The following is a 15,115-nucleotide window of genomic DNA, read 5'->3' as shown; positions in this document are numbered from 1 at the left end:
GCGCGGGCGGGGCGGCCTGTTCATCAGCGGCGCACGATCACCACGTCGGCGGGATCGACCGAGTCCATGCCGAGCTGGCCGCGCGCGACCTGCTCGATGCGGTTGGGCTCGGCCCAGGTCGACTGTTCCAGCTGCAGCCGGCCGTACTCGAAATTCATCTCGTCGCGCTCCTTGTTGAGCCGGGTCAGCTCGATGAACAGCACGCGGCCTTCGTGGCGCTGGTAGACGACGCCGATCGCGCTTGCGATGTCGGCGAGCAGCAGCAGGGCGAACAATGCGAATCCGATGCGCTTCATGCGGCGCTCTCCGGAAGGCGTTCGGCCACGCGCAGCACGGCGCTGCGCGCGCGCGGGTTGCGTTCGATCTCCTCGGCACCCGGCAGATGCGCGCTGCCGAGCGCACGCAGCGTCAGCGGCGCATGAACCGGCGGCGGCAGGCCGCGACGCGACGGCGGCGGCTGCGACTGCGCGCGGATGAACTGCTTGACGATGCGGTCTTCGAGCGAGTGGAAGCTGATCACGGCGAGCCGCCCGCCCGGCCGCAGGCGGCGCACCGCGCCGGCCAGTCCGCGTTCGAGCGCATCGAGTTCGCCGTTGACGGCGATGCGCAGCGCCTGGAAGGTGCGCGTCGCCGGATGTTTGCCCGGCTCGCGCTTGGGCACGGCGCGCGCGCAGAGGTCGGCCAGTTCGGCGGTCGTGTGGATCGGCTGACCTTCGTCGCGGCGCTCGACGATCCAGCGCGCGATGCGCCGGCTCATGCGCTCCTCGCCGTAGGCATAGAGCACGTCGGCGATCTGCGTTTCGGACGCGCGCGCGAGATATTCCGCGGCGCTTTCGCCCTGACTGGTGTCCATGCGCATGTCGAGCGGGGCGTCGGCCTGGAAGCTGAATCCGCGCTGCGGATCGTCCAGCTGCGGCGACGACACGCCGATATCGAGCAACACACCGTCCACACCGCCCTCCGTCGCGTCCCAGTCGGCCAGATCGGCAAAGCTGCCGTGACGTACCTGTACACGCGGGTCCTGACCGAATTCGGCACGCGCCATGGCAATCGCCTGCGGGTCGCGGTCCAGCAGCAACAGGCGCCCCCCGGCACCCAGCCGTTTCAGCACCTCGCGCGCATGACCGCCGCGACCGAAGGTGCCGTCGAGGTAGACGCCGTCGGGCTTCACGGCCAGCGCGTCCACCGCTTCCGCCAACATGACCGGGACGTGCCTGAGCGTGTCCTGCTTCACCCTGCTCCACCCCGATCCGTAAATTCCGCTACAACTTCAGGTTCATCATCGCGTCGCTGATCTCGTCCTCGCCGATGGTCTGGCGGATCTTCGCGAGGTGCGCCTGCTCGCTCCACAACTCGAATTTCGTTCCCATGCCGAGCAGCACCGCCTTCTTCTCGATGCCGGCCGCCATGCGCTGGCTCGCCGGTACGAGAACGCGCCCGGCACTGTCGGGCTCGACGTGGGCCGCGGCACCGACCAGCTTCATCTGCAGCGCGCGGTGCACGGCCTTGACGTTGGGCAGCGCGTTCACCTGGTCGCGCACGGTTTCCCACTCGTTGAGCGGGAACAGCCACAGGCAACCGGTCTCGAAGGGGTTGTAGGTGAACACCAGGCGCCCGGCCGACAGACCCGAAATCAGCTCGCGATAAGCCGTCGGCACGGCGAGCCGACCCTTGTCGTCGATCGTGATGGCGGTCTCGCCCTGAAACATGCCCCAGTGTCCTTCCCCACAAATTCCCACCAATTCACACCGGCGCCCACACTAGTCTCAGCCCCTGAGACTGTCAAGGAGAATTTCCGTTACAGATCAATGGGGTTGTCACTGTTTGCGTTGATTTCAGGCGTTTTCTAAGCAAACCCACTCAGCGCATTGAATTCCAAAGGAATTCATGGGTTCACAGTGTCGTTACGTTGCTGAACGCCACGGCTCAGCCCGACAGGTACGTACAGTCGTGCGCGCAGCGTTCCGTGTCGGCGCTCACAGAGCTTGGTCGCCGCCGGTTCAGGCGCCCCGGGACCACACCGATCGCGCCCGGTCCGCCCGGCGTCGCGCCGGCACGTGACAGGCGGCACGCCCGTTTCCCGCTTCGCGCGATTGTCGCCGTCATGAAAATCGCGCAATGTATCCAAATCACAGTTGCGCACTGTGATACCCGAGTCGACTCCAGCCACCCCTGGGAGATCCGCCATGAGTGCTCGTCTGCAGCAATGGTTGTTCGGTGCCGCCCTGATGTTTTTCGGCAGCGCGGCTTTCGCACAGACCCCGTGCGACGCCAACGCAAGCTGGTTCACGAACCCGAGTTTCCCGACCACCATTCCCGGCGGCGGCACCAACGACTGCCAGTTCCATCAGTTCGCCTGGCAGGCTTTCGCCGACCTCGTGCAGCCCGCCGACGGCGGCCGCGAATTCGAGACCTGGATGCCGGAATACGGCATTTTCGTACCGGCCGGCACGCCGGTGACACCCTGGGGCGAGCAGCCCAGCGCGCCGTGTTCGGCGAGTCCGAAGGCCGCTGCCGCCGACGCGAAGAAACTGTTCCTGCGCCCGCGCGTCCCCAAGGGTGCAGGCGTCGACGGCGGCTCGGATCAGCAGGCGACGGGTGATCCGCTGTACGACCAGAACAAGAACGTCGTGTACTACAGCATGTGGGTCAACAAGACCGAGTACGACTTCATCACGACCTGCGACTTCAACAACACGACCTGCATCACGTCCGCACCGACGTCGACGGCATTGCCGGCCGGGTCGGTCGAACTCAAGGCCGCGTGGCGCACGTTCACGAACAAGGTTCCAACGGACATGTACGTGATCAAGGGCGTCGTCGGTACGGACTGCCAGCCGGTCGTACTCGGTCTCGTCGGCTTCCATGTCGTCGTCAACACGCAGGATCATCCGGAATTCATCTGGGCCACGTTCGAGCACAACTCCAACGCACCGGACTGCACGAACCCGCAGAAGGCACCGGCCAGCGGCTGGTCGTTCAACAACCCGAGCTGCAGCACGGCCGACTGCCCGCCGAACAAGACCAAGGTCAATCCGACCCAGGTCTGCCGCGTCGCGCCGCAGGGCGGCGGTTCGACCGACAACACCAGCGCGATGATTGCGCTGAATGCGTCGGTGCTGTCGACCTTGCAGGGACTGATAAAACAGTCGCCGACGAAATACGGCGACATGGCGGTCTGGCAGAACTACCAGATGACCGGAAACCTCTGGACCGTCGGCGGCGCGCTGCCGCCGTCGGCGACGAATTTCGCGGGCTCCAAGGAAAACGCGAACACGACGCTCGAAACCTTCATCCAGGGCAACGGCAACAACTGCTTCACCTGTCATACGCAGAAGCAGTTCGTCAGCTCGACGAAGGGGCCGATGGGCTTCCCGACCGGCGCGCCGGCCAATTTCAGCCATCTCTGGGGCTTCTCCCAGCAGACCGGCGGCTGCGGCAACGGCAAGGGCCCGCTGCCGGCAGCCTGCCCGATCAAGAACGGCAATACCGCGAGCCTGACCGACCAGGCGAAGCAGGCGGCCAAGGACAAGGTGAAGGAGAAGAAGTAGAGGTTGGCAGGTAGGAACTAGTGGAAAATCGCGCCTTGCGGCGCAGGAAAGAATATGGAGGAGTGAGAAACGAGTGGGCTGGGCCTTCTCTCGTTTCTCACTCCTGACTACTCATCACTCGCCTTCCACGCGGTAATAAGCGACGACCTCGCCCTTGAGCTTGATCGTCATCGGATTGCCGCGGCGATCGCGCGCGCGGCCGGCCGGAACGCGGATCCAGCCTTCGCTGACGCAGTATTCCTCGACGTCCTGGCGCTCGGCGCCGTTGAAGCGGATGCCGATGCCGCGCTCGAACGCGGCGGCGTCATGGAACTTGCTGCGCGGATCGGCGTCGAGGCGGTCGGGAGGCGTGTCGGTGGTCATCGAAGCGGGGTCCTGGGCAAAGCGCGGATGATAACCGCGTGCGACGCAACCCGTGGCGCCGGCTTCGCTCGGGCCTATGTCGACGCCATTCGTATCAGCCTCGTCCGCTGCGGTCGCACCCTCGGGCATCCGGTTCGGCAACTAGTCGCCGTAGACCCATTGCGCGAACAGCGCGGACAGGTCGCGCCCGCTTGCTGCTTCCATCGCGCGCTGGAAATCGACGCTCGTCACGACGCCGCCGGCATGGCGGCGAGCGAAAGCGCGCATGCCGTCCCAGAAGATCGTTTCTCCCAGATCCTCGCGCAAGTGCGCGAGAAAAAGCGCTCCCTTGCTGTACTGCACCGCGCGGCGCGTTCCCAAGGACGGATACGTGCCCGACCAGGCAAGCGGCTTGTCGAACCCGGCCGCACGTGCCTTGTCGATCCGCTGACGCGCCCGGTCCAGTTCCTGTTCGTAGGCGGCGCGACCGAACGCATGCTCCTTCCATGCGGCGCCCATGAACGTCGTGATGCCCTCGTTCAACCAGAAATCGCTCCACGACTCGCAGGTAACGAGGTTTCCCCACCACTGATGCGCCATCTCGTGCGCGATGACCCAGGCAGTCGCGGGCTCCTGCCGCTCGCGCTCCAGCTCCTCTTCGCCGATCAGAGAAAACGTCGCGGCCTCCTGCGCTTCGCGCCCGGGCACGAGCAATTGCACATAGCGGCGATCGGGCACGGCGATACCGGCCTTGCCGGCCAGGAACCGCGCGATGGAAGGCGTGTGGACGAAGACCTCGCTCAGATTCCTGTTTTCTCCTGTCGCGTCCAGATAGACGAACTCCCCCGCGTCGGTCCGAATCGAACGCCTCGGAAAATGTCCCGCGGCGAACCCGAACAGATAGGAAGAATAGGGACGCGTGGATCGCCATCGATGACGCTCGCTGCCGTCGCGCAGACGCTGGAGTGGCAGCGCGCGGCCAACACCCAGCGACGTCGCACCGGCCGGAAGCCGCAGGTCGAGCGAAAAGTGCGCCTTGTCGCCGGGCGCGTCCTGCAGGCAGACCATCCAGTCGCAGGCGAAATAGCTGGTGTAGAGCCCGGCCTTCGTCAGCGTCACGCCTCGCGCGGGAACGCCGCTGATCGCGAACGACAACGTGGCCGTCGCACCTTTGCCGAGCGCGCGGGGCAGTTCGAACACCACGCCGGCGGCGCTGCTGACCACCTTGACCGGCCGGCCATCCAGGCGCGCCGCACCGACCTGCAGCGCGCTGGCCGAAAACGTCAGTGCCTTCAGCGCATCCGCGGTGCTCCGGAACGTGATGGTTTCCGATCCGGAAAGTGCGGTCGTCGCGAGCGCCGGATGCAGCACGACGTGGTAACGCTCGACATCGAAGCCCGGCCCGGCCGCGGGTATCGGCGCCTGTCCCGCGGCGGCCGAAGCGATCGCCAGCGCAACCGCGGCCATGCCTGTCCGGCCTCCTTGGCCGATCGGCTTTCCGGCTGAATCCACGGGGGCGACATCGCGCATTCGATCGGTCCTTTACGCGTGATCGCCACGGCTCAGCGCCTCCAGCAACGCGCGGCCTTCCCAGCGCCGCGGACCGCCCTGCTCGGCTGCATGGACGAGCGCGACGAGTCTCGCGTTCACCGGCGCGCTGCGGCCGATACGCTCGGCCAGCGCGACGATTTCGCCGTTGATCCAGTCGACTTCCGTCGCGCGCTGCGCCTGAAGGTCTTCCCACATCGACGAGCGCGCGAGCGGATCGATGGCGAGCATGCCGGCGGCGATCACGCGGAACAGGACATCGGGCAGCGCCAGCACGCGCGGGATCCAGTGCGGCGGCACGCGCGTCAGCTGCGCCGGACGGATGCCGGCCGCGGCAAGGACGTCCAGCCCTTCGCGCTGCGCGAGCGCAAGGCAGCGCCGGTAGGCGCGCTGCGACAGCTGCGTCTTCAGCGGCAGATCCGACAGCGCGTTGATCGGGTTGTTGAGGTTCAGCAGCAGCTTCGCCCACTGCACCGGGCGCAGGTCGTCGTGCTGCACCAGCGGCAGGCCGGCGCGCGCGAACGCCGGTGCGAATGCATCGAGCCGCGCGTGACGCTCGACCTCGAGTTCGCCTTCGGTGCCCTGATGAAACGCGCCGTCGCCGCGCTGCACGACGTTGAACGGCACCATGCCGGCGAGCACCGTCTGCGCCGGCAGCGACGCGCGCAGCGTGCCGGCATTGCCGATGCCGTTCTGCAGGCTCACGACAACGGCATCGTCGCGCAGCGTGCCGGCGAGTTCCTGCGCCGCGCCGGCGGTGCCGGCCGACTTCACCGTAACGAGCACGAGGTCGGCGTGCGCCGCCGCAGCGGCCGTCGTCGCGTAGGTGAAGCGGCCGGAACCCAGCGTCGCCGAATAGCCGCGATAGTCGGTGACGGTGAGCCCGTGCGCGGCGAGTTCGCGTGCGAGGCGTTCGCGCCCGATCAGCACGACCGCGGCACCCGCCGCGGCCAGACGACCGCCGACATAGCAGCCGATGCTGCCCGCTCCCATGACCGCGATCTTCGTCACGCCGCCTCCGTTCCGCATGCCCGCGCGATAGTCCGGCGCTCAGACCAGCGCGCGCGAATGATGCGCCATGTGTTCGCCGATGAAGCTCGCGATGAAGTAATAGCTGTGGTCGTAGCCCGCGTGCCGGCGCAACTGCAGCGGATGCGCGGCGGCGCGGCAGGCCTCCTCCAGCAGTTCCGGCCGCAACTGCGTGGCGAGGAACTCGTCGGCCTCGCCCTGATCGACGAGCAGCGGCAGGCGCTCGGCCGCGGTCGCGACCAGCGCGCACGCGTCCCAGTTCCGCCACGCGGCGCGGTTGGTGCCGAGATAGGCCGCGAACGCCTTTTCGCCCCAGGGCACCTGCGACGGCGCGACGATCGGCGAGAACGCCGACACGCTGCGATAGCGGCCCGGATGGCGCAGCGCGAGCACGAGCGCGCCGTGGCCACCCATCGAGTGGCCGCTGATCGCGCGTGCCGCCGTGACCGGGAAGCGCGCCTCGACGAGCGCCGGCAGTTCGTTCGCGACGTAGTCGTGCATGCGGTAATGCGCGGCCCACGGTGCCTGCGTCGCATCGACGTAGAAGCCCGCGCCCTTGCCGAGGTCGTAGCCCTCGGCGTCGGCGACGGCATCGCCGCGCGGACTCGTGTCGGGCGCGACGACGACGATGCCGTGTTCCGCGGCGTAGCGCTGCGCATTCGCCTTCGTGATGAAGTTCTGTTCCGTGCAGGTCAGGCCGCTGAGCCAGTACAGCACGGGGCACGCGCGCTCGCGCGACTGCGGCGGCAGGTAGATGCCGAATCGCATCGCGCAGCCGAGCACGGACGCGTCGTGCTGCCAGACTTCCTGCACGCCGCCGCAGCTCGCGTGCGCTTCGATTCGCTGCATGGGTGCCCCGTCAGTAGTGGATGACCGTGCGGATCGACTTGCCTTCGTGCATCAGGTCGAACGCTTCGTTGATGCGCTCCAGCGGCAAGGTGTGCGTGATGAACGGATCGAGCCGGATCTCGCCGCTCATCGCCTGCTCGACCATGCCCGGCAACTGCGTGCGGCCCTTGACGCCGCCGAAGGCCGTGCCGCGCCAGACGCGGCCGGTCACGAGCTGGAACGGCCGCGTGCGGATTTCCTGGCCGGCGCCGGCGACGCCGATGATGACGCTCTCGCCCCAGCCCTTGTGGCAGCACTCGAGCGCGGCGCGCATCACCTCGACATTGCCGATGCATTCGAAGCTGAAGTCCACGCCGCCGTCGGTCAGCGCGACGATGACGTCCTGGATCGGCTTGTCGTGATCCTTCGGATTGACGCAGTCGGTCGCGCCCATCTCGCGCGCGAGCGCGAACTTGCCGGGATTCGTATCGATCGCCAGGATGCGGCCGGCCTTGGCCTGCACCGCGCCCTGGATCACCGCGAGTCCGATGCCGCCGAGGCCGAACACGGCGACGCTATCGCCGGGCTTGACCTTCGCCGTGTTGTGCACGGCGCCGATGCCGGTCGTGACGCCGCAGCCGAGCAGACAGACCTTTTCCAGCGGCGCCGCCGGATTCACCTTGGCCAGCGAGACCTCGGGCACGACGGTGTATTCACTGAAGGTGCTGCAGCCCATGTAGTGGTAGATCGGCCGGCCCTCGTAGGAGAACCGCGTCGTGCCGTCGGGCATGAGTCCCTTGCCCTGCGTCGCGCGCACCGCCTGACACAGGTTGGTCTTTCCCGATTTACAGAATTTGCATTCGCGGCATTCGGCCGTGTACAGCGGAATCACATGATCGCCGGGCGCGACGCTCGTGACTCCCTCGCCGACCTCGACCACGACGCCGCCGCCTTCGTGCCCGAGCACCGCCGGGAAGATGCCTTCGGGATCGTCGCCGCTCAGCGTGAAGGCATCGGTGTGGCAGACGCCGGTCGCATGGATCTTCACGAGCACTTCGCCCTTGCGCGGCGGGGCGACGTCGATCTCGACGATCTGCAGCGGCTTGCCTGCTTCGAAGGCCACGGCGGCACGGCTTTTCATGGGACGGTCTACTCCGGTTGCACGAATGGACGGACGAACCGCAGCGGCGGCCCGGGATGGCTATTTCAGGTACGAACGGACCAGCGAGACGACATCGTCGACGCGCTCCTGCCGCAGTCTGGCCGATGCCGCCGGCTGGCCGAGTTCTTCGCGCAGGTGGCTTTCGAGCACCTGCGCCATGAGGCCGTTGACCGCGCCGCGCAGCGCGGCGATCTGCTGCAGCACCGCGGCGCACTCGGCGCCCTGGTCGAGCGCGCGCTGCAGCGCGTCGATCTGGCCGCGGATGCGGCCGACGCGGGCGAGCACGCGTTTCTTCTCGGCGGGCGAATGCGGCATCGATCGGGTCCGTAGGATACTGGGGTACAGTATCTGCTGGCCTTGGCGATTACCAGCGCCGGTGAGTCGTCTGCGCTCAGGCGGACGCGGCGAATTCGCGCAGGCGGCCGTCGACGCCGGCCGTGATCGCCGCGATGCGCTCGCGATCGGCCGGCATGAAGCCGTCGTCGTAGTAGTCGGGCAAGGTCAGCCGGCCGCGCCAGCCGGAGACGAGCCGCTCCGCCGGCTCGGCGGCGAGCCCGACGTGGCCGGCGATACGCGCGAGACCGGCCGCCGGATCGGCGCAGAGGGATTCGTAGTGGACGAGCAGGCAGGCCCGGCGCAGGCCCGCGTCGCGCTCGAGGCCGTCGAGCACCGAACCATAGACCTCGCGCCATTGCAGCGCATAGGCCGTCACCGCGTCGCCGGCGTCCCAGGCCGCGCGTATCGCCCGCGCCGCTTCGGCATCGCCGCAATGCTGCACGCGTTTTTGCGGGCCGAACTCGAAATGGCCGCGCTCGGCAAGCTGCCGGCCTATGCGCGGATCTTCGGCGGCCCAGCGCCGGAACCAGAGATCCTGCTTGATCAGCGAGGCGATCTGCGCCTGCGGCGCGCGCGCTGCGACCAGAAAGCGGGCGTCCGGCCACAGTGCGTGCAGATAGCCCAGGCGCAGCGCGTTGTAATTGCCCTTGCAGAGATAGCGCCGGCCGCCGCGCACGGTCAGCAGCTTGCGCACCTGATCGCGATAGAAACGGTCGAACGCGGCGTCGCGCCGCGTGCCGTCCAGGCGCTGATCGACGCCTTCGTCGTGGCGCGCCGGAAAGAACGCCTGCCAGAAACATTCCTCGAACGCCTCGGGGCTATCCGGTCCGACGAGAAGCCGGTCGCGATGGGCGCGCTCGACCGGCGCCGTGGCCGGCAGCGGCAGGCGGCGGCGCAGCGCGTTCCACCAGTAGGGCAGCCATTGCAGCGGATAGTCGCTGTAGCGCCAGGAGACGAAATCCGGCAGGCCGGCCAGCATTTCCAGCAGCACGGTCGAACCGGAGCGCGCGAGACCGCAGACGTAGACCGGCCGCTCCAGCGGGGTCTGTGCGATCTCGTCGGCGACGCTGCCGGTCTCCATGCGAGCCAGCGCGCGCAGCACGTGCGGGAAGCGCGCGGCGAAGGCTCCGGCCCAGCGTTGCAGCGGCGGCGGCGGCGGTGGAAAGGCACTGGTCGACATGGCGGCCGCCGAGTGTAGAGCGCCGCCGACGGAAACACCCGACGGCGGCGAATCCGCGGCCTTGGCGCCCTGCTAGACTCGGCCGCCTGACTCGTCTCGGGAAGAGGGAATGATGCGCGGTCTCGTGTTTTTCGTGCTGCTGCTCACCGCCTGCGCGGCACAGGCCTACATAGGCCCCGGCGCGGGCGTGAGCTTTTTCGGTTCGCTCTGGGCCATCGTCATCGGCGTCGCGCTGAGTCTCGCGGCCGTGCTGATCTGGCCGGTGCGCTGGGCGCTGCGGCGCCTGCGCCGGCGCGGACCACGGACGCCGACGACTTCCGAACGCGACGCATGAGCAGAGCTGGTCCGGGCGCCGCCTTACTCGCCGCGCTCTGCCTGCTCGCCGGCTGCGGCGGCGACGGGCCGCCACGCGCACCGGCCACCCAGCGCACCATCGTCGTCGGCTTCGACGGACTGGACCCGGCACTGACCGAACGCTGGATGGCCGACGGCAGCCTGCCGCACTTTGCCGCGCTGCGCGAACGCGGCCACTACCAGCGCCTCGCGACGAGCAATCCGCCGCAGTCGCCGGTGGCCTGGGCCAGTTTCGCGACCGGCACCGATCCCGGCGAGCACGGCATTTTCGATTTCCTGCGCCGCAAGCCGGGCAGCTACGAGCCGGACTTCAGCATCGCCGAGTTTGCGGCACCCGAGCCGGTCGAGCTGCTCGGCATGAAACTGGCCCTGGGCGACCCGCAGTTGCGCAACCGGCGTCACGGCCAGCCGCTGTGGCTCGCTGCCGAAGCCCGGGGCGACCGGGCGACCGTACTGCGCGTGCCTGTGACGTATCCCCCCGACCCGGTGAACCGGATGATCGCCGGCATGGGCGTGCCCGACCTGCTCGGCACGCAGGGCACCTATACGCTGGTCGCCACGCGTCCGCTGCCGAACGCCGAGAACGGCGGTCGTGTGCTGACCGTGCCGATCGGCGAAGACGGCGCGGTAAAGACCCATCTCGACGGCCCGCCCGATCCCTGGAGCAGCAGCAACGCGGCGCTGCAGGTGCCGCTGCTGTTGACCGCGAGCGGCGACGGCGCGCAGCTCACGCTGGGCGCGACCACCATGCCGCTGGCCGCGGGCCGGTGGTCGGACTGGATACGGCTGCGCTACAGCGCCGGCCTGCTTGGTTCGGTGAAGGGCATGACGCGCGCCTATCTCGTCGAAGGCTTTCCGCGGCCGCTGCTCTACCTCGCGCCGATCCAGGCGGACCCGGCCGATCCGGCCCTGCCGATTTCCTCGCCGCCGGACTTTGCGGCCGAGCTGGAGCGGCGCATCGGCACCTACCACACCCTGGGCATGCCCGAAGAAACCTGGGCGCTGAATCAGGGTCACCTCGGCGAACAGGCCTGGCTGGACATGGTGGCCACGACCCTGCGCGAGGGCGAGGCCATGCTCTACGATGCGCTGGATCGTCGCGACAGCGAACTGGTCGTGAAGGTGTTCGTGCAGACCGACCGGGTCAGCCACATGTTCTGGCGCGGCCTCGACCCGGCGCATCCGCTGCACGCGGCCAGCAGCGAGACCGCACGCGCGGCAATCCCGAACATCTACCGCGAGGCCGACCGGGTGCTCGGCGAAACCGTGCGCCGGCTCGGCCCCGGCGACCGCCTGATCGTGCTTTCGGACCATGGCTTTGCCGCGTTCCGGCGCGCCGTGCATCTGAATCGCTGGCTGGTCGAAAAGGGCTACATGACGCTCAGGTCTGGCGCCGATCCCGCCGCGCCGCTGTTCGCCTCGGTCGACTGGTCGAAGACGCGCGCCTACGCGCTCGGCCTCAACGGCATCTACGTGAATCGCCGCGGGCGCGAGCCCCAGGGCATCGTCGCCGACGCCGACGCGGCCGGGCTCAAGCAGGAACTCGCTGCCGCGCTGGCCGCACTGCGCGATCCGGCCGACCAGGCCGCGGTCGTGCTCGAGGTGTCCGACGCCGCCGCGATCTACTCCGCGGCGCAGCGCGATACCGCGCCGGACCTGCAGGTCGGCTATGCGCCGGGCTATCGCGCCTCCTGGCAGACCTCGCTGGGCGCGATACCGGCCAGCCTGATCGAGGACAACCGCCAGTTCTGGAGCGGCGACCATTGCATCGCACCGCAGGCCGTGCCAGGTGTGCTGTTCACGTCGTTCACGCCGGCGCAGCCCGTCTCCGGCATCGCCGATGTCGCCGCGCTGATCGCCGCACAGCCGGCTGCCGCGCCGTGACCGGCCTGCTCGACCTGCCGGCGCGGCTGCTGGCCATCGTCGACGAGCCGCTGGCCGCACTGCTGCCGGCGGCGCTGCGCGTGCTGCTCTGGGGCGCGCTGGCCGGCGTCGCCGGCATGGCGATCTACCGCTTCCTGTCGCCGCAGCAGCGTCTGGCCGCGCTCAGGCCCGAACTGCGCCACGCGCAACGCATGCTGGCCGATTACGACGGCCCGCTGGACGGCCTCTGGCCGCTCGTCGGGCGCCAGTTCCGCCTGGCCTTCGGCCAGCTCGGGCTGGTCTTGCTGCCGTCACTGCTGGCCGGCCTGCCGGTGATCCTGCTGTGGACCGGCATGGCGCTGCGCTTCGACAGTCTGCCACCGGCCGCCGGTACGCCGGTGCGCGTGCGCCTGGAACCTCCGCCGGCCGCGGGCCACGCGCCGCACTGGGAGCCGGGCCATCTCGTGCCCGACGCCGATGGTGCCGTCCTGCTGCCCTGGCCCGGCGACGGCGATCAAGTCCGCCTGATCGCCGCCGACGGCCGCGAGTGGCTGCGGATCAGCCACACGACGCGGAACGTCAGCGTCAGGCCGAGCGCCTGGGACTGGCTGTCGGCCAGCTACTCGACGCTGGCGGCGGACCAGCCGGTGCAGATGCTTACCGCCGAACTGCCGCCGCGGCGCTTCCTGCCGGGACTGCCGGCCTGGCTCAGCGGCTGGGAAGCGCTGTTCCTGACCGCGACAATCGCCGCGTCGCTGATCTGCAAGTGGCGCTGGAAGGTGCTATGAGCCCGACATCGCGTCATCGTCGCCGCTATTTCGCCGCTGCCGGCATCGTCGCCACGCTCGCGCTGGGGCTCGGCCTGCTCGTGTCGCGACGCGAAACCGCGCCGGACTGCGGCAGTGTTCCGGTGCTGCTGATCACGGTGGATACCTTGCGTGCCGACGCCCTGTCGGCGCTCGGCAGCCGCGTCGCCACCCCGCGGATCGATGCACTGGCCCGCGAAGGCGCGCTGTTCGAACAGGCGGTCTCGGCCGCGCCGCTCACCGGTCCGAGCCACGCAACTATCCTTACCGGCCTGTACCCGAACCGCCACGGCATTCGCGACAACGGACAGGTGCTCGGCACCGACCCGCCCGGCCTGGCTGCGTGGCTCGGCGCCTGCGGCTATGCCGGCGGCGGCTTCGTCAGCGGCTTCCCGCTGCATCGCCAGTTCGGCTTCGACCACGGTTTCGACCACTACGACGACAATTTCGCGGCCGCCGCGGGCAACAACCCGTTTGCGCTGCGCGAACGGCGCGCGGAAGACACCGTCCGCGCCGCACTGGCCTGGATAAACCAGCGCCAGACGCCGGACTGGTTCGCCTGGGTGCATCTGTACGACCCGCATACGCCCTATGCCGCTCCGGAGGCGTTCCGCCAGACCGGCGAGAACGGTGCCTATCTCGCCGAGGTCGCCTACACCGACCATTGGGTGGGCGAGCTGGTGCGAGACGTGCGCCGGCGCTATCCCGACGCCGTCGTGGTGCTGACTTCCGACCACGGCGAAGGACTTGGCGAGCACGGCGAATACGACCATGGCCTGCTGCTGTACCAGTCGACCATGCGCGTACCGCTGATCGTCAGCGCGCCCGGGCGCGTGCCCGCGCAGCGGCAGTCGGTGCCCGTGCGCACTGCCGACATCGCGCCTACCGTGCTCGCGCTGGCCGGTGCGCCGGTACCGGCGGGGCTGGACGGCATCGACCTGTTGCCGGCGCTGCACACCGCCAGCGCGCCCGCGGCGCAGCCGGCCTACAGCGAGAGCTATTTCGGCGCCTATACCTACGGCTGGGCGCCGCTCCAGGCGTTGCGCGAAGGCGACTGGAAACGCATCCAGGGTGTGCGCGGCGAAGTGTTCGACCTGTCGGCCGATCCGCACGAAACCACGCCGCGCAACGACGCGGCCGCAGCGACGCGGGACGCGCGCCTGGAAAGCCTGCTCGCCAGCCTGCCGCAGCCGGCGCGGTCGGCCGCACAGCCCGACGCACCGTCGGCCGAAGCGACCGCTCGCCTGCGCAGCCTGGGTTATCTCAGCGCCGGCTCGCCCGACACGCCGGCGCGCTGGCGCAACGATGTCGATCCGCGCGACCGGCTCGCGGAACATGCTGCCGTGCTGCAGGCGCAGCAGGCGCTCGACGGCGCGCACTGGCCCGAAGCGGAACGACGCCTGCGCGAACTCGTGCTCGACCATCCCGACAATCGCGTGGCCTGGCTGCGTCTGGGCGCGCTGCTCATGGCCAAGCGCGACGTCGAGGGCGGCCTGCTGAGCCTGGATCGCGCGGTGGAACTCGATCCGGAGAACCCCGAGACCCGCTATCAGCTGGCCGAGGCGCTATTGCGCGCGCGCCGCTTCGCCGCGGCGGCCGACGCCTGGGCCGAAGTCACGCGGCGCCAGCCCAAACGCGCCGCCGCTTGGTCCAACCTTGGCGCTGCACTCCTGTTCGACGGCCGGACCGACGCGGCGATCTCGGCGCTCGAACAGGCCGTCGCGCTGTCTCCGGGCGCAGCCAACCTGCTCGAGAACCTGGCCCAGGCGCAACTGCGCGGCGGCCGCCGCGGCGCGGCGATCGCGACGCTGCGGCAACAGGCCCAGCTGCAGGGCGACGCCTTCCCGCTGGCCGCGCTGCTCGCGCTGCAACTCGCCGGCGAAGGCGACCGCGCCGGCGCCGAGCAGTGGCTGGGACGTGCCCGGCCGGGTCAGGATTCCTATGCCGAGGCGCATCTCGCGCTGGCCGTCGCCTGGGCCGGGGAAGACAGACCGCGCGCGGCCGGCCATCTGCGGCACGCCCTCGCGGCGAAACCGCAGCTGCGCGATACGGTTGCGGCATCCGCCGAGCTGGCCGGGCTGCTCGACGCTCCGCCGCCATGAAAAAAACCCGGCTT

At 69.2% G+C, this 15,115-nt stretch carries 15 protein-coding genes; 5 read left to right on the top strand and 10 right to left on the bottom strand.

The window, feature by feature from the left end:
* Positions 1-23: 23 nt before the first annotated feature.
* The 3 genes from ftsL to mraZ are packed head-to-tail and all read right to left on the bottom strand — an operon-like array spanning position 24 to position 1,709.
* Positions 24-296, bottom strand: a complete 273-nt coding sequence (ftsL, locus tag VLF18_RS06175) for a cell division protein FtsL (protein WP_325278741.1) — start codon at positions 294-296, stop codon at positions 24-26.
* Positions 293-1,234 (bottom strand): 16S rRNA (cytosine(1402)-N(4))-methyltransferase RsmH, encoded by a 942-nt coding sequence (gene rsmH, locus VLF18_RS06170; RefSeq protein ID WP_325278740.1) that lies wholly within the window; start codon positions 1,232-1,234, stop codon positions 293-295. Before rsmH ends, ftsL begins: the two co-directional genes overlap by 4 nt.
* A gap of 28 nt (positions 1,235-1,262) precedes the next feature.
* Positions 1,263-1,709 (bottom strand): division/cell wall cluster transcriptional repressor MraZ, encoded by a 447-nt coding sequence (mraZ, locus tag VLF18_RS06165; RefSeq protein ID WP_325278739.1) that lies wholly within the window; start codon positions 1,707-1,709, stop codon positions 1,263-1,265.
* 477 nt (positions 1,710-2,186) lie between these two features.
* Between mraZ and VLF18_RS06160 the strand changes: the two genes are divergently transcribed.
* Positions 2,187-3,551, top strand: coding sequence for a hypothetical protein (locus tag VLF18_RS06160; RefSeq protein WP_325278738.1), 1,365 nt, complete (start codon positions 2,187-2,189; stop codon positions 3,549-3,551).
* A gap of 114 nt (positions 3,552-3,665) precedes the next feature.
* Here the strand turns inward: VLF18_RS06160 and VLF18_RS06155 are convergent, their stop codons facing one another.
* The 7 genes from VLF18_RS06155 to VLF18_RS06125 form a co-directional block, all read right to left on the bottom strand.
* Positions 3,666-3,914, bottom strand: a complete 249-nt coding sequence (locus tag VLF18_RS06155; RefSeq protein ID WP_325278737.1) for a DUF3297 family protein — start codon at positions 3,912-3,914, stop codon at positions 3,666-3,668.
* A 141-nt stretch (positions 3,915-4,055) separates the two neighbouring features.
* A complete protein-coding gene (locus VLF18_RS06150; RefSeq protein WP_325278736.1) occupies positions 4,056-5,423 on the bottom strand; it encodes a M1 family aminopeptidase in 1,368 nt (455 codons plus the stop codon).
* A gap of 12 nt (positions 5,424-5,435) precedes the next feature.
* Complete coding sequence (locus VLF18_RS06145; protein ID WP_325278735.1) at positions 5,436-6,452, bottom strand: 2-dehydropantoate 2-reductase; 1,017 nt, start codon at positions 6,450-6,452, stop codon at positions 5,436-5,438.
* 39 nt (positions 6,453-6,491) lie between these two features.
* Positions 6,492-7,319 carry an S-formylglutathione hydrolase gene (gene fghA / locus VLF18_RS06140; RefSeq protein WP_325278734.1) on the bottom strand — a complete coding sequence of 276 codons (828 nt, stop codon included), beginning with the start codon at positions 7,317-7,319 and terminating at the stop codon, positions 6,492-6,494.
* Between the two features lie 10 nt (positions 7,320-7,329).
* Entirely contained in the window at positions 7,330-8,439 is a 1,110-nt protein-coding gene (locus VLF18_RS06135) for an S-(hydroxymethyl)glutathione dehydrogenase/class III alcohol dehydrogenase (RefSeq protein ID WP_325278733.1), read from the bottom strand.
* A gap of 60 nt (positions 8,440-8,499) precedes the next feature.
* Entirely contained in the window at positions 8,500-8,775 is a 276-nt protein-coding gene (frmR, locus tag VLF18_RS06130; protein WP_325278732.1) for a formaldehyde-responsive transcriptional repressor FrmR, read from the bottom strand.
* 76 nt (positions 8,776-8,851) lie between these two features.
* Positions 8,852-9,976, bottom strand: a complete 1,125-nt coding sequence (locus VLF18_RS06125; protein ID WP_325278731.1) for a sulfotransferase — start codon at positions 9,974-9,976, stop codon at positions 8,852-8,854.
* A 109-nt stretch (positions 9,977-10,085) separates the two neighbouring features.
* On the opposite strand from VLF18_RS06125, the gene VLF18_RS06120 reads away from it, so the two are divergent.
* The 4 genes from VLF18_RS06120 to VLF18_RS06105 are packed head-to-tail and all read left to right on the top strand — an operon-like array spanning position 10,086 to position 15,101.
* Positions 10,086-10,310 carry a hypothetical protein gene (locus tag VLF18_RS06120; RefSeq protein ID WP_325278730.1) on the top strand — a complete coding sequence of 75 codons (225 nt, stop codon included), beginning with the start codon at positions 10,086-10,088 and terminating at the stop codon, positions 10,308-10,310.
* Positions 10,307-12,214 carry an alkaline phosphatase family protein gene (locus tag VLF18_RS06115; RefSeq protein WP_325278729.1) on the top strand — a complete coding sequence of 636 codons (1,908 nt, stop codon included), beginning with the start codon at positions 10,307-10,309 and terminating at the stop codon, positions 12,212-12,214. The genes VLF18_RS06120 and VLF18_RS06115 overlap by 4 nt, the downstream gene beginning before the upstream one ends.
* Positions 12,211-12,981, top strand: a complete 771-nt coding sequence (locus VLF18_RS06110; protein ID WP_325278728.1) for a hypothetical protein — start codon at positions 12,211-12,213, stop codon at positions 12,979-12,981. The genes VLF18_RS06115 and VLF18_RS06110 overlap by 4 nt, the downstream gene beginning before the upstream one ends.
* Complete coding sequence (locus VLF18_RS06105) at positions 12,978-15,101, top strand: sulfatase-like hydrolase/transferase (protein ID WP_325278727.1); 2,124 nt, start codon at positions 12,978-12,980, stop codon at positions 15,099-15,101. Before VLF18_RS06110 ends, VLF18_RS06105 begins: the two co-directional genes overlap by 4 nt.
* Positions 15,102-15,115: the final 14 nt, after the last annotated feature.

The sequence above is a fragment of the Tahibacter sp. genome (assembly GCF_035481375.1).
Taxonomy (GTDB): domain Bacteria; phylum Pseudomonadota; class Gammaproteobacteria; order Xanthomonadales; family Rhodanobacteraceae; genus Tahibacter.
Note: the sequence above shows the minus strand (reverse complement) of the source record. Positions and strands in the feature narration are given on the sequence as shown.

Coding starts and splice junctions, on each gene's coding strand:
- ftsL (WP_325278741.1), bottom strand. CDS start 296: ATGAAGCGCATCGGATTCGCATTGTTCGCCCTGCTGCTGCTCGCCGAC.
- VLF18_RS06115 (WP_325278729.1), top strand. CDS start 10,307: ATGAGCAGAGCTGGTCCGGGCGCCGCCTTACTCGCCGCGCTCTGCCTG.
- mraZ (WP_325278739.1), bottom strand. CDS start 1,709: ATGTTTCAGGGCGAGACCGCCATCACGATCGACGACAAGGGTCGGCTC.
- VLF18_RS06150 (WP_325278736.1), bottom strand. CDS start 5,423: ATGCGCGATGTCGCCCCCGTGGATTCAGCCGGAAAGCCGATCGGCCAA.
- fghA (WP_325278734.1), bottom strand. CDS start 7,319: ATGCAGCGAATCGAAGCGCACGCGAGCTGCGGCGGCGTGCAGGAAGTC.
- VLF18_RS06155 (WP_325278737.1), bottom strand. CDS start 3,914: ATGACCACCGACACGCCTCCCGACCGCCTCGACGCCGATCCGCGCAGC.
- VLF18_RS06160 (WP_325278738.1), top strand. CDS start 2,187: ATGAGTGCTCGTCTGCAGCAATGGTTGTTCGGTGCCGCCCTGATGTTT.
- VLF18_RS06125 (WP_325278731.1), bottom strand. CDS start 9,976: ATGTCGACCAGTGCCTTTCCACCGCCGCCGCCGCCGCTGCAACGCTGG.
- VLF18_RS06120 (WP_325278730.1), top strand. CDS start 10,086: ATGATGCGCGGTCTCGTGTTTTTCGTGCTGCTGCTCACCGCCTGCGCG.
- VLF18_RS06135 (WP_325278733.1), bottom strand. CDS start 8,439: ATGAAAAGCCGTGCCGCCGTGGCCTTCGAAGCAGGCAAGCCGCTGCAG.
- frmR (WP_325278732.1), bottom strand. CDS start 8,775: ATGCCGCATTCGCCCGCCGAGAAGAAACGCGTGCTCGCCCGCGTCGGC.
- VLF18_RS06105 (WP_325278727.1), top strand. CDS start 12,978: ATGAGCCCGACATCGCGTCATCGTCGCCGCTATTTCGCCGCTGCCGGC.